We start from the raw sequence: 23,030 nt of genomic DNA, 5'->3' as shown, positions 1-23,030 counted from the left end.
CACGAACGTGTACTGACAGCAGACGCTACCAGACCAACCTCAGCCTATTCCTCTTCCTCGTCCTCCTCCGACAGGCCTAAGATACGGCGGCGCAACACCTCGAACTCCGCTCCCCACCCGGCGCGATCCGTGCGCGCGAGGCCCGCCATCTCCACCAGGGTTCCGCCACCCGACGCCGGGGAGAGGCGTACCCACACGCGGCGGCGCTTCACCATGAGCGAGGCCACCAGGGAGCCGAGCATGGACACCGCGGACACCAACACCCAGATCTGCGTGGGGTCGGAGGCCACCACGTAGTTGGCGTACTCGTTGGCGCCCTCGAAGGTCACCACGGTGCCATCGTCCAGCGTCACGGACTGGCCCTGGCTGAGGTTCACCCGGTCGATCTTTTGGAGTTGCCCCGCGTGGATCAGCGTGGGGTCGAGGGTAAAGATGTTCTGTCCCACGCCGGTGTCCAGGCCGTTATCGCCCCGGTAGACGTCGATAGCCACGGCGGGATCGCGCATGGTGGGGAAGGCGGAGGTAAGCAACTCCCCGTTCTCACCCGACCACTGCGCGGTGGGGGCAAAGAGGCCCTGAATGGCCAGCTGGTTCTGGCGGCGCTCGTACAGATCCGGGTACATGCCCGCCGGGGGGTCAAAGCGCATGGCGCCGGAGGAGAGGAAGAAAGTGGGATCGTCCGGCCGCCATTGCAGGGTCTGCGTGCGCTGCTCGCCATTGGGCCACGTCACCGTGAACGTGGGTGCGAAGCCGTGCCCCTGGAGATAGAGGCGATCCCCGGACATGCGCAGCGGGTGATTCACCTTGAGTTCATAATCCTCCCAGGTGGCGGGGTCCTTGGTGATGTCCTCCCCCTCCGCGTAGGAGATATTGGAGCTAAACATCTCCGCCTGGCCACTGGGCAGGTAATCGGCGGTGAAGTCATGAGCATGGAAGCAGAAGGGGTTGAGGCCGGTGCCGTCGAAAAGCGGCCCGGCGCGGAAGGAATCAAAGTTGGCCGGGGAGGTATTGCAGAACTCCGTGGACTGGTTGAGCGCCAGCGCGTCATTCGAGCCGGACTCCGTGACCACGATGACGTGCCCCTCGTAGTACACCATCCTGCCCAGGCCCACCGTGATCAGCAGCGCCACCAGGGAGAGGTGGAAAACGAGGTTGAAGAACTCGTGCGCATAACCGCGCTCAGCGGAGAAGGCGCGCTTGCCCGCGCGATCCTCCTGCGGGGAGTACTCCGCCACCCGCCACCGGGAAAACCGCTCCCGCACCACGGACTCCAACTCCAATACCTCGCGCGTGTCCACGTCCGAGCTGTGGTGCGGCATCCGCTCCAGGCGCTTGGGCGGGCGCACCGGGGGTGTGCGCATGGCCTTATAGTGCTCCAGGCTGCGCGGGATAATGCAGCCCACGAGCGAGATCATCAGCAACACATAAATGGCGGTGAACCAGGTGGAACTAAATACGTCAAAGAGTTGCAGGCGATCATAGATCTGCGCCAACTGGCCGTTCTCCGCGAGGTACTCCTCCACGTTGGCCAGGCTCAGATTGCGCTGGGGCAACAGCGCACCGGGAATGGCCGCCACCGCCAGGAGGAACAGCAGCACCAGGGCCGTGCGCATACTGGTGAGCCAATTCCAGGCCCGCCGCAGGTACCTCGCCGCGTGCTTCATCGTGTGCTTTCCTCCTTAAACGTCAAGGGCCTATACCAGCGTGGCGCCGTATTCCACGGTCCACTGGCGCACCCAGGTAATAAACTCCGCCCACAGGCCCGTGACCAGCGCCAGGCCGATGAGCACCATGAGCACCCCACCGAAAATCTGCATTCCCCTGGTGTGCCTGCGCAGCCAGCCCACACCACGCAGCGCCGCACCCGAACCCAGGGCCAGCAGGATAAAAGGCAGGCCCAGGCCCAGGCAGTAGCCGATGATGAGTACCACGCCGCGCGCGGCCGTCATGCCCTCGGTGCCCACTGACACCGAGATGATGGCCGTCAGCGTGGGGCCCAGGCAGGGCGTCCACCCCAGCGCAAAGACCCCGCCCAGCAGGGGGGCTCCCAGCCAGGTGGTCCAGCGCTGCGGGTTCATGCGGGTATCGCGTTGCAGGCCCGGCACCAGGCCCATGAACACCAGGCCCATGAGAATGGTGACCACACCGCCTATCCTCATCAGGGTTTCCGCCTGCACCGCCAGCGTGCCGATCACGCCAAAGACCGTAACCGTGGCCAGCAAAAAGACCACGGTAAAGCCCAGAACAAAGAGCAACGCCGCGAGCACCACTGCCCACTGCCTGCGCTTGCCCACCTGGGGCCCGTGCTCCCCCTCGTAGTTCATCTCCCCGCCCACGGTGCCCGTCAGATAGGAAAGGTATCCCGGCACTAGGGGCACCACGCAGGGGGAGGCAAAGGACACCAACCCGGCGAGGGCGGCGGCCAGCACCCCCAGGATCAGGGGCCCGGAGGTGGTGAGGTCGGCTAGGTATTCTCCCACGGTGCTACTCCTGGGCGATACGCGTCACGACGTCGATAAGCTCCCCCGCCGTGATCGCTCGCAGAAACACCGCCGCGGGGCGATGCTGGCGATCCAACACGATGGTGGTGGGGACGACGCTGGCCGGAACGCCACCGAGGGCGGCGGCGGTGCGGAAGGGCGGATCGTAAAGGGAGGGGTAGGTCACGCCGTTATCTTTGACGAAGTCCTGGGCGATCTGCCGGTTATAATCCCGGACGTTAATGCCCAGCACCGTGGCCCCCAGCGGAGTGATCGCCTCCTGAGTTTCCTCCAGGTCATCCACCTCGGAGCGGCACGGGGCGCACCACTGGCCCCAGGAGTTAAGCACCACCACCTGATCCTCAAAGTCCGAGAGCGCAACCGTGGTTCCCTCCTCCATGAGGGAATCCCCGGAGAAGTCCTGCACGGGCTGGCGATCCTGCGGCTCGTAGAAGATCTCCGTGGCCCCACCCGGGGAATAAAAGGAAAAGGAACCCTCGCCCTGACTCACGGCGTTTTGCCCGGCGGTCTGTTCCGCGCTACACGCCGCCAGGCCCGCCACCGCTCCCGCGACGAGCACGGCGGCAAGAGTCCTCTTCCCATCATTCACGGCCGCGCTCCCCTGTACCTTGTCCCTCAATATCCTGGCCCTATATCTCTCGGGCGGGCTCGCTGTAGCGGTGCTCCACCAACTGATCGTCCTGGAAAATCAGGGAGGTCACGGAGGCCAGGTCGCAGCGGCGCGTGGCCGGATTGTGGGCCAGGGGCTTATCGGCCGCCCACCGCTGCACCATCACGATGGGCAACTGGTGGCTCACCAGGATCGCCTCGCGGCCCTCCGCCGCCACCCTGGCGCGCTCGATCGCGCCCTTCATGCGCTCCAAGATCGCATCATAGTGCTCGCCCCAGCTCGGCAGGGTGGGATTGACCATGAGCGGCCACCGCACCGGATTCCATAGCTGAGAACGCCACCCCTTGACGCGCAGTCCCTCAAAGCGGTTCCCCGCCTCGAGCAGGGCGTCATCGGTTCGAATCTCGCAGCCGGTGACCTCCTTGATGGGTGCAGAAGTCTCCTGCACCCGCTCCATCGGGGACGCGGCGAGATAGGCCACCTCATGCCCCTCGAAGGCGCGGGCCGTGCATGCCGCCTGGCTCTGCCCCCTGGAGGAGAGGTGGTATCCCGGCAACCGGCCATAGAGAATCTTGGCGGGGTTATACACCTCGCCGTGGCGGACCAGGTGGACAATGGTGGTGCTCATGGGTCGCTTTCTCTTTAAGGTTGCGGTTCTGGTGCGCCGGGGCACAGCGCGCTCGGCAGTATTTTTCACCGCCTGCGCTCATGCTCTAAGGCGACACCCTAAGACAAGGGCGCGGAGGCGGGCCTTCCGCCCTGACCTTACTGACCTAGACGGTATCCGCCGCCGTGGCCGCCGCAGCCGCCTTGGCCGCGGGTACGAGGGCGCGCTCAATCCGCTCAAAATCATCGTCGCTTAGCGCGCTGGACACAAACCACGTCTCAAAGACACTCGGGGGAGCGTACACTCCCGCGTCCAACAAAGCGTGGAAAAAGGCCGGGTACCGGAAGGTCTCCGCCGCCTGCATGTCCTGGAAGTTGCGTCCCTCACCCTCCGCGAAGCGCACGGAAAGCATGGAGGAGGCGCGCTGGATATGGTGTGCCACGCCCTCGCGCTCCAGGGCCTTGTGCAGCAGGATGGCGAGGCGGTTGGCGTGCGAACCCACCGCGTCATACACCTCCTCCGTGGCCGCGCGCAGCGAGGCCAGCCCCGCCGCCACCGCCACGGGGTTCCCCGAGAGCGTGCCCGCCTGATACACCGGGCCCAGCGGGGCCAGGTGCTCCATCACGTCACGCCGCCCACCAAAGGCCGCCGCGGGCAGGCCACCGGAGACCACCTTGCCGAAGGTCACCAGGTCACCGGCCACGCGATCCACCCCGTACCAGCCGTTATAGGAGGTGCGGAAGCCGGTCATGACCTCATCGAGAATCAGCAGGGCGCCATCGGCGTGCGCGATCTCCTTGAGCGCAGCGTTGAACCCCTCCTGAGGAGCCACCGTGCCCATGTTGCCCGCCGCCGCCTCCGCGATAATCGCCGCGATCTGACCAGGGTGCTCGGCAAAGACGCGACGCACCGCGTCCAGATCGTTATAGGGCACCACGATGGTATCCGCGGCCGCCGCGCCCGTCACCCCTGGCGAATCCGGTAGCCCCAGGGTGGCCACGCCCGAACCCGCCGAGGCCAGCAGCGCGTCCACGTGCCCGTGATAGCAGCCCTCAAACTTCACGATCTTGGTCCGCCCGGTGAATCCCCGCGCCAGGCGCACCGCCGACATCGTGGCCTCCGTGCCGGAGTTCACCAGGCGCACCTGCTCGGCGGCGGTACGCTCCACAATCACCTGCGCCAACTCCGCCTCGGCTATCGACGGCGCGCCGAAGGACAAGCCGCTCAGCGCGGCCTCGCGCACGGCCTCCACGATGGAGGGAAGGGCATTGCCCATCAGCATGGGGCCCCAGGAACACACCAGATCGACGTACTCGTTTCCATCCACGTCGATAAGCCTCGAACCCTTGGCCTCCCGGATCACCCGCGCCTGGCCTCCCACCGAGCCAAAGGCGCGCACCGGGGAGTTCACCCCGCCGGGAATGAACTGCGAGGTGCGCTCCAACCAGCGCGCGGATTCCTGAGTATGAGCAGAAGTGGCAGGCAGATCAGTCATGAGGGCCATTGTAGAGGGAGGACGGGACGCGGGGCCCTGAGCGCGTGTTCGAATACCGTTATTCTCATGCACCTGCGTTACGACGCCCCCTCGGACACCGCCCTGCTTTCCCTCTCCTCGGCACCGGCGTCCTCCACCGCCGACATGACCGTGCGCTGCCACTTCGATGCCCACGGACGCCTCCTGGCCATCGAGATCCCACACGTCTCGCGGCTGCTTCCGGCAGGGACTCATCGTGTGAAGCTGGCCCCGGGACGGCCCGGAACGTGGACGATCATCAACACCAGCAGCGAGACCCTGCACGAGGTGATGTTGTGCTGCCCCGACGCCCGCGATGAGCAAGGCCGCACGTTCGCGGCCGCATGGGAGGGCATACCGCCCGGGGACACGCGGGAGTTTTCCGCTCCCCTCATGGAGGGCGAAAGGACGGACCTGCCAGCCCACGCCGAGGTGACATACCTGATACGGCCGCAGCGCCAGCACCACCGGGAAAAGATCGCCTGGGAGCAGGAATAGCACTCCCCTGGTCACGCTCCCGGTGTACGCTATTTTTGCCGGGAAACTTCCTGGTTCCTCCTGGTGGTGCGATAAGTCTCCACCACCTGGCGGAGGCACGCACCCGACGAGGTAGCACCTTCGACTGACAGGGAGGAGGTGAGACGAATGGCCCACCATCGACGCGAAAGCGAAGATAAAAGGAACCGCCGCAGGAGAGGCAACTCCATGCGACGGTACCTGGGGCGGCTGGCAGAAAACGTAATCGCTCGCGCAATCGTAGAAGCGGTTATCGGACTGCTCAGCTAGTCTCACAAGAACCCTCACTTATCCTAAGCCAATGGGTGAGGGTTCTCGCCGTTTGCGACAGTCAAGGTGGGCTGTCAGTACACCAGAATAGTCATTGCCAGGGCAGGCATCAAGGCTTGATACGCCGATAGCTCGTGGAACGGTCACCCTGGCCACCATCTCGCACCACGTAGCCCGCCTCTATTAATTTATTGATCGCATATCGAATCGCCCCGGGCGCCAGACCCGTCCCCTGACCAAGTTCCTGGAACGTCACCGCCTTATCCTCTGGCATTGCTGCCAATATCGCGGGACCGTTCTTGGTGATGTCCCGTGGCAAGGATTGTCCCCTGGCCCCCTGGAAGATCGGTTCCCGCATAAGCCGTATCCCCTGTGGAGTCACCGCCACCAAACCCAATTGGAGCAATAATGCCAGTGCGTTATCGGCCTCCGTCCTGGTGAGGGGAGAAAACTCAGACACCATTCTGGCTACGCTCCACGATTCTCCCGTAGAAAGAGAAAGCAAAAGCGCCTTTTGCACATGGCTGAGGTATATCCCCGGGGCCAGGTTATGCAGAACGCGCTCGTCCTCGCGGGAAAACACCGATCCACCGCGCAGCATGACTGTAAAGTCCACTCCGCGATCGATGAAGCGGGGACGGCGCAAGTCGGCGTCGCGAGTTTCCGCAAGGGCCTCTCGGATACCTCCTCCTTCCCCCTCGATCACTCCCGCACCGCTGTCCGTGTGTAAGTGCTTGCACATCTCATAAAGACGCTGATTCACCGCTCGTGGACGGAACTCACCCGACCTTAGTTCGTCCACGGAAAGGTTCTTCAAACCGCCGGGACTGACCACAATCATCTTTTCAGGAAGTATTCTGATCTGCACTCTCGCCCCCGCCCCCACGGTGTGTGGCCCGAGGTCGCGATGCACTAACGCATTGGCCACAATTTCACGCACAGCACGCAACGGAAAATCCGGTCGATGTTCCATGCCTCCGTCCGCCCGATACACGTCCGTGGTACCGATATTCGCCATAACCCATTGCTGAATATCGTCAAGCAACACCGGCAGCGGGCCATCAAAATCCTGTCGATTCTGATTGCGGATACCGCTTCCATCGTGTGGTAACCGTACCGCAGCGGTCACGGCTAAAGCTGGTCGTTGCCCTTGAGGGTAGTACCCCAGGGCGTACAATCCCGCCACCGTCAGTTCGCCTTCGGGTGTTGTCACCGCCGTAATACGCAGAATGTCCTCGTCCGATACCTCACGCAGCCTCCGACTGCCGCGCCGCACCGAGGCAAGATATTCGGACACCAAAGCAGAATCGAGATCCTCACTGGTGGTTCCTCGGACCGGCATGGCGTCATATTCCACGCGCTCAGCCTCGTGGACTCGCTCAACCTCGATCATTGCGAGGTCATTGGGATTCATCACATAGTCCCCGTCTGCCTGGCGCAGATACGCCCGCCCCCGGAAGCGAGCGGGCTTCTGGCGTGGAGAAAGTCCACTCACCTCCGCCACCACTATCGTTTTCCCCTCGATCTCAAGAGGATAGGTATTCACCGGCGGTGCCGGGAGTATCTCGTTGCGTACTTGGCTCAAGAGCCCCTGGATTATGTCCGCAGGCGCAGATACCCCTACCACCTCGAAGTTTCTGCGCTGGTCCACGCCTAAGAGCACCGTTCCACCCTGCGGCATGTTGGCAAAGGCGCACATGGTTTCCGGCAAGTTTTCCGGCAGTCCCCCTGCCGCCGCCTTCGCCTCAATCAGGGTGAAATCATCGCCCCAATCGCGCATATCGGCCAACACTCGCGCCACATCGTCACTCGTCCACTTCATAAAGTTGCAGTCTAGACCGCAACACTGCAAAAACACACCGCAACTTTTTGCAGTGTGGCCTCAAAACCCCAGTTCAAGACCACATCGCAACTTTGTGCTCACTGCAACTCAAAGAGCAACTGCACCACACCACCCACCGCCACGCGGTGCACCCGCAGGCCGTAGACCTCCCCGATCAGCCCCGGTTCCAGCACCTCCTCCGGCGCGCCCTGCGCCACGGCCTCCCCGTGATGCAGGAGCACCAGGCGATCGCAATATCGCGCCGCCAGGTTGAGGTCGTGCAGGCTCACCACCACGGTGGCCTCGCTGCGGCGAATCAGCGCCAGCACCTCGTGCTGGTAGCGCACGTCGAGGTGGTTGGTGGGTTCGTCGAAAAGCAGGTGGGGAGCCTGCGCGGCCAGGGCGCGGGCGATGGCCACGCGCTGCCGTTCTCCGCCGGAGAGTTCGGAAAGGCTGCACCCTGCTCGATCCGCCAGCCCCACCTCGCCCAGGGCGGTGGCGGCGGCGCGCTCGTCGATGGTTCCGGGGCGTTGGAAGTCCCCCAGGTGGGGGTTGCGGCCGAGCAGCACCACCTCGGCCGCGCTGAGTCCCAGCGCTGGCTCGGCCTCCTGGATCACCACGGCCATGCGGCGGGCGCGTTCCTTGGGGCGCAGGTCGCTGAGCGTCCGCCCATCCACTGTTACTTCCCCGGCGGAGGGGTTGAGAGAACCGCCGAGCACCCCAAGCAGGGTGCTTTTGCCGCTGCCGTTGGGCCCGATGATGCCCAACACCTCGCCGCCTCGCGTGGCCAGGGAGACGTCGTGAAGCACCGGGCGCGCGCCGTAGGAAAACCGCAGGCCCCGGGCCTGGATCACGGGTGGAACCTCTCCACGATCTTTTCCAGCCCGTCTACCGCCTGCGGCGTGCCGGGCTCGGTGTAGTTCATTAACTGCACCATCACATTGCCCTCGCGCACGGCGGTGAGTTGATCGGCCCCGGGCAGGGCTTCGAGCGCCTGACGCACGCGCTGGGGATCGCCCTCGGTGTAGAGCAAAACGATGGCGTCCGGGTCGCGGCGGATTAATTCCTCCACGTTGATTTCCGCGATGCGCTCGCTCATGTCCGCAAAGACGTTATCCAGGCCCGCGGCCGCCAACTGCGGGGTGGCCATGGAGCGCGCCCCGTAGGCAAAGGTGGCCCCGCCACCCACGGTGGGATAGAGCACGGCGGCGGTGGTGGGCTTCTCCGGGCGGTCATCCTCCTGAGCCCTGGCGCTGGCGGCCACCACGCGCTCACGCAGGGATTGATTGACCTCCTCGGCCTTCTCCGGGATTCCGTAGATCTGCCCATAGAGGCTCACCTGCTCGTACACGTCCTCCATGCTGGCCGGGGTGGTGCGGGAGTGGCAGAAGATCGGCTCGATGATCTCCGGGATTCCGGCGCGGTCGAGGGATTCCCGATCCACGTTGTCCAGGTGCCCAAACACCGCGTCCGCCCCCTGGGCGAGCACCACGTCCTTGGAGAGTTGAATGTGGCCGGTGCCATCCACCTGATCGGTCAGCGAGGTCATGGCCGCCAGCCGGGCGTTATCCTCCGTGGAGTAATACTCCTCCGGGTAGGCACCCGCCCGCGCGGTCACGCTCTCCAGCACACCCAGGGCGCTCAGCGTGGACACCGGGGCGCTATCGAGCAGCAGCGCGTTATTGGGGGCCTGCTCGAAGGTCACGTCCTGGCCGCAGTTGTGCACCGTCACGGGATAGCCCTCCACGCCCGGGGCCTGGGCGCTGGTGTCCGGAGAGGTCGAGCACGCGCTCGCGCCCAGCAACGTAGCACCAATCCCCACGGCGAGCACCGTGCGGGAGGCGGTCCTGCGATGAAGCATCTTCATTCTCCTTAATTTTTTAATAAGCGGCGCGACCCTTGCGGATCACGCTCCATAAAAAGGGCGCGCCGATCAAGGCGGTAATCACGCCCACGGGTATCTCCCTGGGAGACAGCACGGTGCGCGCCAGAATATCCGCGCCCACCACCAGCACCGCGCCCATCAGCGCGGAAATGGGAATCACGTACCTGTGCGCCGCCCCCACCGCCCGGCGCGCCAGGTGCGGAATCACCAGGCCCACAAAGCCGATGCTTCCCGACGCCGCCACCAGCACCCCCACGCAGGCGGCCACGAGCACCAGCAGCCGGGCGCGCACGCGCTGCGGGGACAGGCCCACGGCGTGGGCGGTGGCGTCGCCAATAGCCAGGGCGTCGAGCTGCCGGGCCGAAAGCGTCAAGCCCACCACGACCACGGCGGTGACCGCCACGGACACCAGCAGCGGCGAGTTCCACTGCGCCAGCCCCAGGGAGCCGAGCAGCCAAAACATCACCGAGCGGGTGCCCTCCGTGTTGCCCACGGCCATGATGAGGAAACTGGTCACCGCTGAGAGTGCGTAGCCCACCGCCACCCCGGATAACACCAGGCGCAGGGCGGTGAGCCTGCCCCCGGCGCGCGCGGTGAGGTACACCAGCAGCCCGGCGAGGAGCGCCCCGAGGAAGGCCATCACTTGCAGGGCGTGTTCCAGCCACCCCGCGCCCAGCCCCAGCAGGATCGCCAACGCCGCCCCGCAGGAGGCCCCGGAACTGATGCCGAGCAGGTGGGGATCGGCAAGGTCGTTGCGCACCATCGCCTGCAAGGCCGCCCCGCAGGCCCCCAGGCCTGCGCCCACCGTCAGGCCCAGGAGCACCCTGGGCAGGCGCACCTGCCCCACGATGGTGCCGTGGATCCCGGCGTCCTGCCCCGTGATCAGCCCGTAGAGGGCACTCGGCGGGAGCCATACCGATCCCACGAGCACGCCCAGGATCGCCACCGCTACCAGCGTCAGCGCCAGGCCCAGCGCCCAGAACCGGGCGCGGCGACGGGCCGCGCCAAGACCTAACTCATCGGCCATAGCGTAATCCTTGCACAATCAACACCGCCCAGGTGGAGATCACAAAGGGCCACGTGAGCACCGGCCACCCCGCCCATAGGAACGCAGCCTGTATCAGCAGGGCAAGAGCCACCGCCGCCATGACCGGAATCACGCGGTGACGCCACACACCCGTGCCCCTCATACTCCGGTCAGCGCCCCGATCAACGCTCCCTCCAGCAGAAGTCGCAGCGGGGCCCGCCGCCCTATTCACCGCCCTATCCGGTTCTCCGGTGAACGTGGCCCCCACGGCGATTCCCACCAGAGCCGCGCAGTAACTCCACGCCCCGCTGGCAAAGTCCACCACGGGAATCCAGAACAATACCGGCAGGGTCAGCGCCGCAGCGCCCGTACCCCAGGCGGCGGTCCTGGGAACAGCATTGGCCAGGGCCACCAGGATCAACAGCCCCACAAGCCACCCGGAACCCAGGCTCACCTGGGCAAAGGCGGCCGGGATTCCCAGGAGAGCGAAGCCCAGAGACATCTCCCCCGCAGGCGGCGCAGCCACCGCTGCGGGTAGCGTCAGGGACAAGACGGTACCCATCGCGCAGAACGGGGCGGTGAGCACCGGCAATCCCGCCGTACCGGGACAACACGCAAGGAAGCGTTCCAGCGGCACCTGCACCGCCACCGCACCGAGCACACCCAGAAGCATCCAGACCAGGGCGGCCATGGTCCATTCGCAACGGGTGAGCACCAGCGCGCCGATGAGCGCGCCGTTATAACCCAGGAGGCCGGAACGGGCGCGTTGGGTGAAGGGAGCGTCGATAGCCGTGACAGCGGGGGCCGTACCGGTAAGGCGCGGGCTCCACCGCCGCCACCAGGAGAAAACGACGTGGCACGCGATGCCCAGCACCGCTCCGGTGAGGGCACCGGCCGCTAGGGCCGGAGAGAACAACGCCAGGGCCAGGGCGATCACCACCCCCGCCCGCCACGAGGAGACGAGGTATATCTGGGAGAGGGAAGAAAATAGGCTCATCACTGGTACTTCCGCATCTCAATCGGGCCCTGGCCACGCAGGTGGGCGCGCAGGCACGCGGCGATGGCCAGGTGAAGATCGCGCAGGTGCCCGGTGTTGCGGGCCAGGGAGCGCACCACGAATCCGGCCGGGAGGCCCGGTGCCTCCAGCAACCGGCTCATGCCGCTGCGTGTGTGTTCCTCGGCGCGCACCAGGGCGGCGATCTGCGCCACGGCTTCGTCGTTGAGGCGCGCGTCCACCGCCATGAGGGTTCCGGCGTGGGTGTATCCCTCCATGTGCCCCAGGCCGGTCACCCCCTCGCCGGGCAGCAGGCGCAGGTGATCCACGGCCAGCCTGCGCCCGGAGCACCGCACCTCGGTGCGCAGGCTGAGTTCCCGCCACCCGAAGATGGAGCCATCGGGTGCCCAGCCGGGGGTCACGATGTCCGTGAGCAGCAGGGAGGAACCGGGGTGCATGTCCACCAGGGCGCGCTGGCGGTAGCGTCCCTCGCGGTACACGATCAATTGATCCGGCACGTATTCCAGCACCGCGCCCTCCTCCAGGCGCACCCGCATGTCCTGGGTGGCCGGCCCCTGGGGGCTGCGGTAGACCTTGGTGGCGGACTGGCTGCTCAGCAGTAACGACGCCCCCTGCGCCACCCGCACCCCCAGGCGATAGGAATCCCCGCCCAAAAATCCCCCGCCGGGGTTGAGCACGGTGTACATGGCCTGACCGGAGTCATCCAGGTAGTGCGGGCGCAGCACGCTGAGCGCCCCTCGGTGGTACTGGTGGGTGGCCACGCTGTGCGACGCGCCGCCGGGCCCCGGGCGCAGGGCCACGCCCAGGTCCAGTTCCCCGGTATAGGTCGTGCTGGGGGTCATGGCCGCTCCCGCCTCCTCTTCCTGGTTGCCCACTGGTTACCCACTGGCCCGTCCGCTACCGCAGGTCCAGCATGAGCACGTCGCGCTTGATCCACTCGATCACAGTGCTCAGGCCCTCGTCGGTGCGCAGGTTGGTCAGGGCAAAGGGCTTATCGCGGCGGAACTCGCGGGCGTCGGCCACCATCACGTCTAGGTCCGCGCCCACGTAGGGGGCGAGGTCGGTCTTATTAATGAGGAAGAGATCGGACTTGATCATGCCCTGGCCCGCCTTGCGCGGAATCTTCTCTCCCTGGGCCACGTCGATGATGTATATGGAAAAGTCCACCAGCTCCGGGGAAAAGGTGGCGGAGAGGTTATCGCCGCCGGACTCGATGAACACCAGGTCCAGATCCGGGAACTTCTCCTGTAATGCCCGCACGGCGGCTTCATTCATGGAGGGGTCCTCGCGGATCGCGGTGTGCGGACAGCCCCCGGTCTCAATGCCCACGATCCGCTCCGGTGCCAGCACGCTATTGCGGGCTAAGATCTTGGCGTCCTCGATGGTGTAAATGTCATTGGTCACCGCCGCCATGGACAGTTCCCCGTCCAGGGCGCGGGTGAGGCGTTCCACCAGTTGCGTCTTTCCCGCCCCCACGGGGCCGCCGATGCCAATGCGCACGGGGGTGCTCTGGGTATGTTCTGCCATGTTGTTACGCCTTATTTGCTCTCGGTAAGGCCCATTCTTCAACTCATAAACATGCGAGCGCGCTGAACCTCGTGCCTCATCTGGGCGATCTCCAGCCCCGGCGGCATGGCCCCGATGTCCTCGCGGCCCCACCGGGCGGAGTCCTCGGTGGCGCTTTCCACCCACGCGCGCGCCCGCGCGATGATCCGCTGCCCGGCGTCCTGCCCCAGCGGCACCCCGCGCACGGCGTTTTGGGTCAGCGAGATCACCGTGGCATGCAGGTGGGCGGCCACCGCCTCGTCCTCGGGGATTCCCAGTTGGCGGCACAGCAGGCCCCAGGTCACGGACTGGTGCCCGTAGGCCTCGCCCTCCCGCACCGCCCGGGCATAGGGCGTGAGCCATTCCCCGGCGTCGGATTGCTCCGCGATGTTGAGCAGGCGCGTGCCCATGGTGATCCCGGCGCGGCGCACCTCGGCGGGCAACGCGGCTGCGGTGGCGAGGTCATCGAGGTCGCGCACCTCTTCCTGGCTGCGCGCCCGGTAGGCCTCGCGCACGATCACGGCCTCGGTGGAGGCCAACTGGGCGCGCACGAACATCTCCAACCAGGCGGCGAACTCCTCCGGGCCGGAGATCACTCCGGCGTCCATGTATCCCTCGAACCCAAGCGAGTGGCTAAACGCGCCGGTGGGTAGGGCGGAGTCCGCCAGCTGCATGAGCGCCAGGCGGGCGTGCAGACTCACCATCAGTGGGTGTGCTCAGCGTGGCGGAACGGCACGGGCATGACGCGCTCCTCGCGGCGATAGGGCACCCGGTGGTGCTCCAAGAAGTCCACCACCGTGGAATCCCACTGCACCACCATCCGCTCCTCATCGAACTGCGCGGGCAGGTGCCGGTTGCCCAGAGAGTGCGCCACCACGCCCATCTCGTGAATACTGCGCGGGGCGATCACCAGGACGTCGCTGGGCCGGGCCTTCACGACGATCGCCTGTCCCCCACCACACAGCAGCACGTCGCCGTCGCGCAGGTCGGGGTGCCCCGCCGGCAGGCGCAGCCCCACCTCGGTGCCGTGATCGGTGGTGAGCCGCTGGGTGCGCTTGGTGCGGGCTTGATCGTCGAGCCACACGATCTCCCGGTGATCCTCCGAGGGAATCAGATCCGGGTTGTCCCGGAGGTTGCCCACGATGGCGGTAATAATCATCGCTGCTCCTTAGAAGAGAAAGTAACGCTGCGCCAGGGGAAGGCGCTGCGCGGGTGTACTGGTGATGAGTTCCCCATTCACGCGGACCTCGTAGGTTTCCGGGTCCACGCTCAGGTGTGGAGTGGCGCCGTTGAGTTTGAGATCCTTCTTGCTCAGGGTGCGGATACCCGAGCAGGCGCGGATCTGCTTGCGCAGTCCCACCCGCTGCGGCACCCCGGCCGCCACGGCGGCCTGGGAAAGAAAAGTGAGGGAGTTCTGCTGTGGGGCTGTGCCGTAGCCGCCAAAGGCGTAGCGGTACAGCGCGGGCTGCGGGGTGGGAATGGAGGCGTTGGGGTCACCCACCACGCTGCTCACGATCTGCCCGCCCTTGATAATCGCGTCCGGCTTGGCCCCAAAGAACTTGGGTTCCCACAGCACCAGATCGGCAAACTTGCCTACCTCCACCGAGCCCACGGAATCCGCGATCCCGTGGGCCAGGGCCGGATTGATGGTGTATTTAGCCACGTAGCGGCGAATCCGCACGTTATCACCCGGCTCCCCGGAGGCCTCGTCCTCCGGGAGGCGGCCGCGCTGGCGCTTCATGGAATCGGCCACCTGCCAGGTGCGCAGGATCGTCTCCCCCACCCGGCCCATCGCCTGCGAGTCCGAGGAGGTGATGGAGAACACGCCCATATCGTGCAGGACGTCCTCCGCCGCGATGGTCTCCGTGCGAATGCGCGAGTCCGCAAAGGCCACGTCCTCCGGCAGATCCGGGCGCAGGTGGTGGCAGACCATGAGCATGTCCAGGTGTTCCTCCGCCGTGTTCTGGGTGTACGGCAGGGTGGGGTTGGTGGAGGCCGGGAGCACGTTGGGTTCCCCGGCCAGAGTGATGATGTCCGGGGCGTGCCCGCCGCCCGCGCCCTCGGTGTGGAAGGTGTGGATCACGCGGCCGTCGATAGCCGCCTTGGTGGACTCCACAAAACCCGCCTCGTTGAGGGTATCGGTGTGAATGGCAACCTGGATGTCGTATTCATCCGCCACCCGCAGCGCGAGGTCGATGGTGGCGGGGGTGGCGCCCCAGTCCTCGTGGACTTTCAGGCCGATGGCCCCGGCCTCGATCTGCTCGGCCAGGGCGCGGGTGTGCGTGGCGTGCCCCTTGCCCAGCAGGCCGAAGTTCATGGGGAGGCCATCAAGGGAGCGCAACATGGCGTGGATATTCCACGGGCCGGGGGTGATCGTGGTGGCCTTGGAGGACTCCGAGGGGCCGGTGCCGCCGCCGATCATGGTGGTGATCCCGGAGGTCAGGGCCGTTTCGATCTGATCGGGGCTAATGAAGTGAATGTGGGTATCAATGCCCCCGGCGGTGAGGATCTTCCCCTCCCCCGCGATCACGTCCGTGGACACCCCGATGGGAATGGTCACATCGTCCATCATGTCCGGGTTGCCCGAGTGCCCGATCCCGCAGATGTGCCCATCGCGCACCGCCACGTCCGCCTTATACACGCCGGTATGGTCCACCACCAGGGCGTTCGTGATTACCAGGTCGGGCATGTCCGGGTCCTCCTCGCGGCGGTGCTCGCCGTTTTGGCCCATGCCCACGCGGATCATCTTCCCGCCGCCAAACACGGCCTCCTCACCATCGGCGGTGAGATCCCGCTCCACGCGGGCGAACAACTCGGTATCTCCCAGGCGCACCATGTCCCCCACCGTGGGGCCGTACAGCGCGGCGTGCTGTGCCCTGCTCATTTCAAAACTCATGCTCGTTCCCCCTTGTCCACCGGGCCGTTGAACATGTTGCGGAAGCCGCGTGCTATTCGACGCCCTCCCAACTCGATGAGCGCCACCGTGGTGGTATCCCCCGGTTCCAGGCGCATGGCGGTGCCCGCCGGAATATCCAGGCGACGCCCCGTGGCCGCCGCGCGATCAAAGACCAGCGCGGGGTTGGCCTCCGCGAAGTGATAGTGCGAGCCCACCTGCACCGGGCGATCGCCGGTATTGGTCACCTCTATGCGGATCGCCCGGCTGCCCTTGTTGTACATCAGCGGCTCGGTGACCAGCACGTATTCTCCGGGAATCATCGGGGACGCCTCCTATCGGATGGGGTGGTGGACGGTGACGAGCTTGGTGCCATCGGGGAAGGTGGCCTCCACCTGAACGTCCTCGATCATCTGGGGCACCCCCTCTAAGACATCCTCGGCCTTCAGGATGGTGGTGCCCCAACTCATCAGGTCCGCCACCGTGCGCCCATCGCGCGCTCCCTCCATCAACTCATAGGTGATGATGGCCACGGCCTCGGGATAGTTCAGCTTCAATCCCCGGGCCTGACGCCTCCTGGCCAGGTCCGCGGCCACCACGATCAGGAGTTTTTCCTGCTCACGAGGTTGTAGGTGCATACCTCTCCCCTTTTCTATACAGCGATAGAATGTAGGATACACCCCTCCGCCGCGCGGCACGTTCGGGGGCACAATAATTAGATAAGAAAAGTATTTATTCCCCTTCAGTTCGCGCCCCCACCCCCGAAAGTGGCCGATCCTTAGAGCAAATATCTAGGCCATACCCCACAGAACGCACATCTCCCCCACACCCCGCGACGCTTTCTCTCGGAGATTGCCCCCTCACGCTGCTATTCGCCTCACACGGCACGCCAACTACGCATGAGCTTCTTATTCACCAGAACATTCAGGGAAATACCCTCACTAGCGGCCTCCATCACCAAATTGCGATGAACAAGGCGCGAGGTTCGCACCTGAAACTTTCCCGAATAAGACCGTTGCCCCGTGGGTTCAGGGGGTCGCTGCAACACTGCCCCTCCATATCAGCGAGCACTTCCTCGACGAGGGCCACCAACCCATCCTCCGCTTCTCGCCGCCGGGGCGCGAGCCACGACAAGGAGGAAAACTCTAAGGCGGTAGCCACATATTCCCCATCCCCCCGACCAGGTCACTTGGTACATGTACTTCTCAGCATCCATGATCGTCCGCCCTTTCACTGACGCACCTTAATCCGATATTTTCCAGACGATCTACCGCTTGAATAACTTGACGAACCTGATGCGCCTTAGCCTTCCCGTGATGATTTTGAATATTCACACGAGGATCTCCCAGCCATAATGTCTTATACGAACGGTGCGATGTACCCCTTGAAGGGCGAGCCTCAAAAAGTAATCGCATACCTTCTGCACGTCCCGAAACGCCATGTCCGCCGAAGCATTCTTCACGCGTTCCATGAGTTGAGCACTTTTATCCCCTACGAGATAAAACGATGCTATATGTAGGCCCACAGTGGCGATGGGAGGTACCCCGGCTCAGACCCCGCTCACGTGGCCTCCGCCCGCGAAGAACGCGCACGAATAAGCAGTTCCTCCGTGGTCATAGCCATACTGCTCATGCGGTTCCCTCTCCCCTCTGCGGCAAACCACTTACTTACCTACTTACATACACACTTACTTACCCATCTCCCCCTACTCGCTCACCCGCTCCCCCGCCGCTCGGGCGTCGCGCAGCACCGCCGGTACCCCCACTCCCCCGACCCAGGCCCCGGTCACGTCCACGCCCGGCACCTCCGCCAGCGCGGCGCGCACCCGCGCCACCGTGTCCAAGTGCTCCGGCCCATAGCAGGGCAGCCCACCAAACCACCGCTGCACAAAGATCTCGCTCAGGCCCGCCGCACGGCCATCGAAGCCGGTGATCTTCTGCAAGTCATCGAGGGCATAATCCACCAGATCATCCTCCTCGGCACGCACCAGATCATCCTGCCCCAGGCGGCCAAAGCTGGCGCGCACCACCGCGCCACCGCGCGCGTCCAGGTGCGGCCACTTCTTCGAGGACAAGGTGAACGCCTTAACCCGAATACCAGGTTCATCAGCCGCCACGAGCACCCCGGAGTTCTCCGGCAGGCCCTCGGCGGAATCGAACCTCATGCCCACCACCGCGCTGCTGGCCAGGCGCACCCCGCGCAGCGCCGCCGAGGCCTGCGGGGCCACGCCATTAAGCAGGAGCGCCGTGGTGGGGGCGGGGGTGGCCAGCACCACGCGGTCATAGGTGCCCTCGCCCGCGCCCTTGAGGTTGAATCCCGGCCCGCTGCGGCCGAGCCCGGCCACAAAGGCATCCACGTAAATCTGTGCGCCCCGCTCCGCGCAGCGCTGTGCCAGGGCCTCGTAGAGTTCCGCGTAGCCGCCCGCAAAGGTGGCAAAGACGGGCTTGTCCAGCGTGCCGCCGGGGCGGCGCTCCAATACCGCCGCCACCGCCCCGGAGAGCGTCACCGGGGTTCCCGCGCACGCCAGATCATCCATCGCCTCGGCCAGGGCCGGAATGGTGGCCCGCAGCCCGAGGTCATCGGCCGCGCAGGAATACACCCCGCCGAGCAGCGCGGACACGCAGCGATCGGCCACCTCGTCCCCGTAGCGCTCGCGCACCAGGGCGCCCACGCTCACCTCCGCGCCCGGCTCCCAGGCGATGGCGGGTGCGGTAGCCTCGGCGTCGATACGCCGCGCCGTCTCCTCGCCCACCAGGTGCGCCACGGCGGCGCTGGTGGCCGGAATGCCCATGAGGGTATCGCGGGGCAATTCCACGCTCGCGCCACCCGTGTAGAGCAGGGAGCGCAGGGCAGAGGGGTACACCAGGTGCTCGCCCAGTCCCAGTTCCTGAAAGAACTCCACGGCGGCAGCGTCCCGGGCCACAAAGGCCTCCGCGCCCATGTCCACCGGGCCGGTTTCAAAGGGCACGGTGAGAAGTTTGCCGCCGATGCGGTCGGCGGCCTCGTAGACCTCCACGGCGGCCTGGGGATCTTGGCGGGTGATCTCGTAGGCGCAGGTCAGTCCGGCCAGACCGGCCCCGATGATGGCGTAGCGCATGAGTGTTAAGCCTCCTCGTGGATCAGGGCCACGGCCTTGGTGATCGCCTCCGCCGGGGTATCCGGCAGCACCCCGTGGCCCAGGTTGAAGATGTGTCCGGTAGCATGCCCCGCCGCCACCGCCCGGCGCGCCTCCTCCTTCACGCGGCGCACCTCGGCGCGCAGTACCTCCTCGCCGTTAAAGAGCATGGCGGGATCGAGGTTGCCTTGAAGTACCTTGGGCCCGGCGACGGCGTGGATACGCTCGGCGGCGGTATCCAGGGGCACGCGCCAGTCCACCCCCATCACGTCCGGCCCGGCCAGGGCCATATCGCCCAGCAACTCCCCGGTGGTCACCCCAAAGTGAATCCGGGGAATCCCCGCCTGGGCCACCTCGGAGAAGATGCGGGTGGAATAGGGCAGCACAAACTCCCGGTATTCCCGCTGGCTGAGGTAGCCAGCCCAAGAATCGAAGAGTTGGAGCATGTCAATGCCCGCCTCGATCTGCTGGCGCAGGAAGGCCACCACGGTATCGGCCAGGCGATCCATGAGGAGGTGCCAGGTCTCCGGCTCCGTGTGCATGAGCGCCTTGGTGCGCTGGTGGGCCTTGGAGGGGCCGCCCTCGATCAGGTAACTGGCCAGGGTAAAGGGGGCTCCGGCAAAGCCAATGAGCACCTGATCCGCGCGCAACTCCTCCAGCACGCCCGCGATTCCCTCGCTCAACCCCGGCACCGGGGCCTCCAGGGGCGGTAGCGCCTCCACGTCCGCGCGGCTGCGCACGGGGTGCTCCATCACCGGGCCCCGCCCGGCCACGATGTCCACCCCCACCCCGGCGGCCTTGAGCGGCACCACAATATCGGAGAAGAGAATGGCAGCGTCCACATCGTGCCGTCGCACCGGCTGCAAGGTGATCTCCGCGAGGAGTTCCGGCATGAAGCAGGAATCCAGCATCGCTATGCCCTCGCGCACCTTGCGGTATTCCGGGAGGGAGCGCCCGGCCTGGCGCATGAACCACACCGGGGTGCGGGTGGGGGTGCGGCCTGCGGCGGCGTCGAGAAGCGGGGCGGCGTGCAGTAAGCGGCGTGCGGGTGAACTCATGCCCCCGATTCTGCCCTACGCGGCCGGATACTTGCGCACCGAGTTCGAGCGCGCCTCGATGACCAGCGACGCCGCGAGCATGAGCACTGTGGCCGCCATCGGGTGCAGCAGCCCCGCCACGGAGGCCACCACCGCTACCGCGTTATAGGCCCAGGCGAAGAGGATATTGCGATCCACCACCGTGCATACCTTGCGGGCCAGGCCCATCAACTGGGCGATGGCACTCACGTCGCGGCGCAGCAGCACCACGTCGGCCCCCGTGGATTCCGAGCGGCTGGCCTTGTCCAGTTGCGCCTCGGCGTCGATAAGCACGCCGACGTCCGCCACCTTCAGGCACTCGCTCACGGAGGAATCGCCCACCATCGCCACCCGCGCGCCCCGGTTGTGTACCCCGCGCACGGCGTAGGGCTTGCGGCCTGCGGAGATCCCCGCGAGCACCTGGGAGATGCCTAATCGACGCGCAAAACGACGCCCCACGGGGTACGCATCGCGGGTGAGCATCATGGTTTCCAGGCCCATCGACTCCAACTGCGCCACCGCCTCGGCGGCGTCCTCGCGCACGGTGTCGTGCAGGGAGATCACGCCCCGATCGCGGCCGTTCCATCGCACCACCAGGGGCGTGCCGCCGCTAAAGGCGGCGTCGGCAAGCCTGCCGGAAAGTTCGGAGAGGTTGTGCGGCCGCCACAGGCTGGCGCTGACCTGACGGGAGTGCTGGCCGTGGGCATCGCGCACCGGGAGGTCGATCTGGGCGTGAAAGGTGCCGTCCTCATCGATGTGCGCGTGATTCACGTCGATCCAGTGCGGAATGTCCCCGCCGGAATCGTGATCGCGGGCCTGGCGGGCGGCATGCACGATGGCGCGCGAGGCCGTGTGCTCCGATTCCAGGCACAGCGCCGCCGCCACCCGCAGCACCAGATCGGGGTTCTCCCCCACGTCCGCCGTGACGGTCTCCACCGTCATGTCCGAGTGGGAAAGCGCCCCCACCCGGTTGAAGATCACCGTGTCCACCCCCTGCAAGCGGCGCATCACCGCCCCCTCGCGCAGGAGCATGCCGTGCCGGGCGGCCGTCTCCACGCCCAGGCGCAGGGCCAGCGCGGAGGAAAGAGCCAGCGCCGCAGGGGCCACGCAGGCCAGCACCGCCAACGCCGTGCCAAAGGCCAGCGCGGGATTGCCCGTGCCCAGCACCCACCCGGCAAAGCTCAGCACCGCCACGCTCACCGCCGCCGGGATCAACAGCCGAGCGGAGCGGGTGGAGAGCATCACCGCCGTGTTTTGCAGGGCGTTCACCCCGGAGATCCAGCGCTCCACCCCGGCGATGCGGGTGCGGTGCCCGGTGCGCTGTACCCGCACCTTGATCCGCTGGCCCACGTTGATCGCCCCGGCGCGCACCGGGGAATCCACCTCCACCGGCACCAGGCCGCTGGAGGTGGGCAGTACCGTCTCCACCACGCCGGGGCGCACCGTGCCGCTGCCGCCGATCACCACGCCGTCCACGGGAATCCGCTGGCCGGGCTGCACCAAAATGTCATCGCCCACATTGATCTCGCTGACGGAGACCTCCTCCATCACCGGCTTACCCGTGGCGCGGTTGTGGCTCACCAGCACCACCTGGGACTGCGGCTCCACGCGCTGTGCCGCGAGGTCATCGAGCAGCGAGGAACGCGCCTGAATGGAGAGTTTGCGCCCGATCAACAGCAGCAGCGTGGTGCCGCAGGCCACGTCAAAGAACAACTCCGCCTCGTTGAAGCGCTGCGCGGTGAGCGCAAACACATCCGGGGTGCCCCGCCAGCCCAGGGAACCGGCCTCCGTGAACAGCAGCGTGCCCACCGACCACGCGAAGGCCGCGAGGATCGCCAGGGAACTCGCCCCGTCCAGCGCCACCGCACCCCGGCGCACGCCGCCGGCCAGCGCCCGGTGAAAGGGCCAGGCGCACCAACTCACCACGGGAATGGAAAGCAGCGCGCACGCCCACTGCCAGCCCGGGAACTGCGCCTGGGGAATATAACTGAGCGCCACCACCGGCAGAGTGAGCAGCAGGGCTACGATCAGGCGCGGGGTGGTGATGAGATCGCGCGCGGTATAGAGCACATCACCGGCGCGCTTTTCCGCGCCCCTGGGCTCCCGCGCGGCTCCCGGTTCCGGGGTGGGCCACACCGAATCCGGGTGAAAGAACCCCGCCGCCCGCGCCCGTTCGAGATCGCGGCGCTCGGCCTCGGCGCGACGCCGCCCGTGCTTCCCGCGTGGCAATCGACGCGGAACCTGCCCGGGAGCGACGTCCTCGGCCCGATAGAGACTCTGGCGGCGCAGGGCGTCATCGGTGAGCACCGCCTGCACCCCAAAGCGGGCGCACACCTCCACGATCTGATTGGGCACCAGCCCCTCCGGGGCGGTGATCCACGCCATCGCGCTGTGATACACGATCCGCGCCCGCACCCCGGGTATCTCCCCCAGGGCGCGCTCAATCTGGGCGATCTCCGGAGCATCCGTGAGCCCCACCAGATCAAAGGACAGGGAGATCTTGCGCCCCGATTCCCCCAGCGCCTGCGGATCCCCAAAACCCGCCTCGGCGGCGGCCTCCTTGGCCTGGTTGATCGCCTGGGCTACCTCATCGGCCATTCCCGCACGCTTCTTCCTTCTTTCACACCTATCTCAC

The 23,030-nt window shown here is 66.2% G+C and carries 22 protein-coding genes; 1 reads left to right on the top strand and 21 read right to left on the bottom strand.

What is annotated here, in order from left to right; translation table 11 throughout:
- Positions 1-44: 44 nt before the first annotated feature.
- The 5 genes from OLW90_RS01430 to hemL all read right to left on the bottom strand — a co-directional run bounded on the left by OLW90_RS01430 (position 45) and on the right by hemL (position 5,213).
- Entirely contained in the window at positions 45-1,664 is a 1,620-nt protein-coding gene (locus tag OLW90_RS01430; protein WP_319650578.1) for a cytochrome c biogenesis protein ResB, read from the bottom strand.
- Positions 1,665-1,694: 30 nt separating this feature from the next.
- Positions 1,695-2,480, bottom strand: a complete 786-nt coding sequence (locus tag OLW90_RS01425; protein WP_319650576.1) for a cytochrome c biogenesis CcdA family protein — start codon at positions 2,478-2,480, stop codon at positions 1,695-1,697.
- 4 nt (positions 2,481-2,484) lie between these two features.
- Positions 2,485-3,090: a TlpA disulfide reductase family protein gene (locus OLW90_RS01420; protein ID WP_319650573.1), complete on the bottom strand. Its 606-nt coding sequence runs from the start codon at positions 3,088-3,090 to the stop codon at positions 2,485-2,487.
- A gap of 40 nt (positions 3,091-3,130) precedes the next feature.
- Positions 3,131-3,739: a histidine phosphatase family protein gene (locus OLW90_RS01415; RefSeq protein WP_319650572.1), complete on the bottom strand. Its 609-nt coding sequence runs from the start codon at positions 3,737-3,739 to the stop codon at positions 3,131-3,133.
- A 145-nt stretch (positions 3,740-3,884) separates the two neighbouring features.
- A complete protein-coding gene (gene hemL, locus OLW90_RS01410; protein ID WP_319650571.1) occupies positions 3,885-5,213 on the bottom strand; it encodes a glutamate-1-semialdehyde 2,1-aminomutase in 1,329 nt (442 codons plus the stop codon).
- A 66-nt stretch (positions 5,214-5,279) separates the two neighbouring features.
- Between hemL and OLW90_RS01405 the strand changes: the two genes are divergently transcribed.
- Complete coding sequence (locus OLW90_RS01405; protein WP_319650570.1) at positions 5,280-5,729, top strand: DUF2283 domain-containing protein; 450 nt, start codon at positions 5,280-5,282, stop codon at positions 5,727-5,729.
- A 397-nt stretch (positions 5,730-6,126) separates the two neighbouring features.
- Here OLW90_RS01405 and OLW90_RS01400 read toward each other — a convergent pair whose 3' ends face one another.
- The 16 genes from OLW90_RS01400 to OLW90_RS01325 form a co-directional block, all read right to left on the bottom strand.
- Entirely contained in the window at positions 6,127-7,839 is a 1,713-nt protein-coding gene (locus OLW90_RS01400; protein WP_319650567.1) for an ATP-binding protein, read from the bottom strand.
- Between the two features lie 98 nt (positions 7,840-7,937).
- Positions 7,938-8,693, bottom strand: a complete 756-nt coding sequence (locus OLW90_RS01395; RefSeq protein ID WP_319650566.1) for an ABC transporter ATP-binding protein — start codon at positions 8,691-8,693, stop codon at positions 7,938-7,940.
- The gene (locus tag OLW90_RS01390; protein ID WP_319650561.1) at positions 8,690-9,700 is read right to left on the bottom strand and encodes an ABC transporter substrate-binding protein; all 1,011 of its coding nucleotides are present in this window, start codon (positions 9,698-9,700) and stop codon (positions 8,690-8,692) included. The genes OLW90_RS01395 and OLW90_RS01390 overlap by 4 nt, the downstream gene beginning before the upstream one ends.
- A gap of 19 nt (positions 9,701-9,719) precedes the next feature.
- Positions 9,720-10,751 carry an iron ABC transporter permease gene (locus OLW90_RS01385; RefSeq protein ID WP_319650556.1) on the bottom strand — a complete coding sequence of 344 codons (1,032 nt, stop codon included), beginning with the start codon at positions 10,749-10,751 and terminating at the stop codon, positions 9,720-9,722.
- A complete protein-coding gene (locus OLW90_RS01380) occupies positions 10,741-11,748 on the bottom strand; it encodes an urea transporter (RefSeq protein ID WP_319650551.1) in 1,008 nt (335 codons plus the stop codon). The genes OLW90_RS01385 and OLW90_RS01380 overlap by 11 nt, the downstream gene beginning before the upstream one ends.
- The gene (locus tag OLW90_RS01375; protein WP_319650550.1) at positions 11,748-12,608 is read right to left on the bottom strand and encodes an urease accessory protein UreD; all 861 of its coding nucleotides are present in this window, start codon (positions 12,606-12,608) and stop codon (positions 11,748-11,750) included. The genes OLW90_RS01380 and OLW90_RS01375 overlap by 1 nt, the downstream gene beginning before the upstream one ends.
- A 55-nt stretch (positions 12,609-12,663) precedes the next feature.
- Positions 12,664-13,293: an urease accessory protein UreG gene (ureG, locus tag OLW90_RS01370; protein ID WP_319650548.1), complete on the bottom strand. Its 630-nt coding sequence runs from the start codon at positions 13,291-13,293 to the stop codon at positions 12,664-12,666.
- A gap of 38 nt (positions 13,294-13,331) precedes the next feature.
- Entirely contained in the window at positions 13,332-14,015 is a 684-nt protein-coding gene (locus OLW90_RS01365; RefSeq protein WP_319650545.1) for an urease accessory protein UreF, read from the bottom strand.
- Entirely contained in the window at positions 14,015-14,470 is a 456-nt protein-coding gene (ureE, locus tag OLW90_RS01360) for an urease accessory protein UreE (protein WP_319650542.1), read from the bottom strand. The genes OLW90_RS01365 and ureE overlap by 1 nt, the downstream gene beginning before the upstream one ends.
- A gap of 9 nt (positions 14,471-14,479) precedes the next feature.
- A complete protein-coding gene (gene ureC / locus OLW90_RS01355; RefSeq protein WP_319650541.1) occupies positions 14,480-16,207 on the bottom strand; it encodes an urease subunit alpha in 1,728 nt (575 codons plus the stop codon).
- Positions 16,204-16,527, bottom strand: coding sequence for an urease subunit beta (locus tag OLW90_RS01350; RefSeq protein WP_319650540.1), 324 nt, complete (start codon positions 16,525-16,527; stop codon positions 16,204-16,206). The genes ureC and OLW90_RS01350 overlap by 4 nt, the downstream gene beginning before the upstream one ends.
- Before the next feature lie 12 nt (positions 16,528-16,539).
- Positions 16,540-16,842, bottom strand: a complete 303-nt coding sequence (locus OLW90_RS01345; protein WP_319650537.1) for an urease subunit gamma — start codon at positions 16,840-16,842, stop codon at positions 16,540-16,542.
- A 239-nt stretch (positions 16,843-17,081) separates the two neighbouring features.
- On the bottom strand, positions 17,082-17,252 hold the full coding sequence (locus tag OLW90_RS11625; protein ID WP_413464481.1) for a toxin-antitoxin system HicB family antitoxin: 171 nt from the start codon (positions 17,250-17,252) through the stop codon (positions 17,082-17,084).
- A 657-nt stretch (positions 17,253-17,909) separates the two neighbouring features.
- Positions 17,910-19,301 carry a protoporphyrinogen oxidase gene (locus OLW90_RS01335; RefSeq protein ID WP_319650535.1) on the bottom strand — a complete coding sequence of 464 codons (1,392 nt, stop codon included), beginning with the start codon at positions 19,299-19,301 and terminating at the stop codon, positions 17,910-17,912.
- Positions 19,302-19,306: 5 nt separating this feature from the next.
- Positions 19,307-20,377, bottom strand: a complete 1,071-nt coding sequence (gene hemE / locus OLW90_RS01330; protein ID WP_319650533.1) for a uroporphyrinogen decarboxylase — start codon at positions 20,375-20,377, stop codon at positions 19,307-19,309.
- A gap of 15 nt (positions 20,378-20,392) precedes the next feature.
- Positions 20,393-22,993, bottom strand: a complete 2,601-nt coding sequence (locus OLW90_RS01325) for a heavy metal translocating P-type ATPase (RefSeq protein WP_319650531.1) — start codon at positions 22,991-22,993, stop codon at positions 20,393-20,395.
- Positions 22,994-23,030 lie beyond the last annotated feature (37 nt).

Origin of the sequence: Corynebacterium sp. 21KM1197 (assembly GCF_033783015.1) — a bacterium.
Lineage (GTDB): Bacteria > Actinomycetota > Actinomycetes > Mycobacteriales > Mycobacteriaceae > Corynebacterium.
The sequence above is the reverse complement of the archived record's forward strand: the minus strand, read 5'-3'. Positions and strand labels throughout refer to the sequence as shown.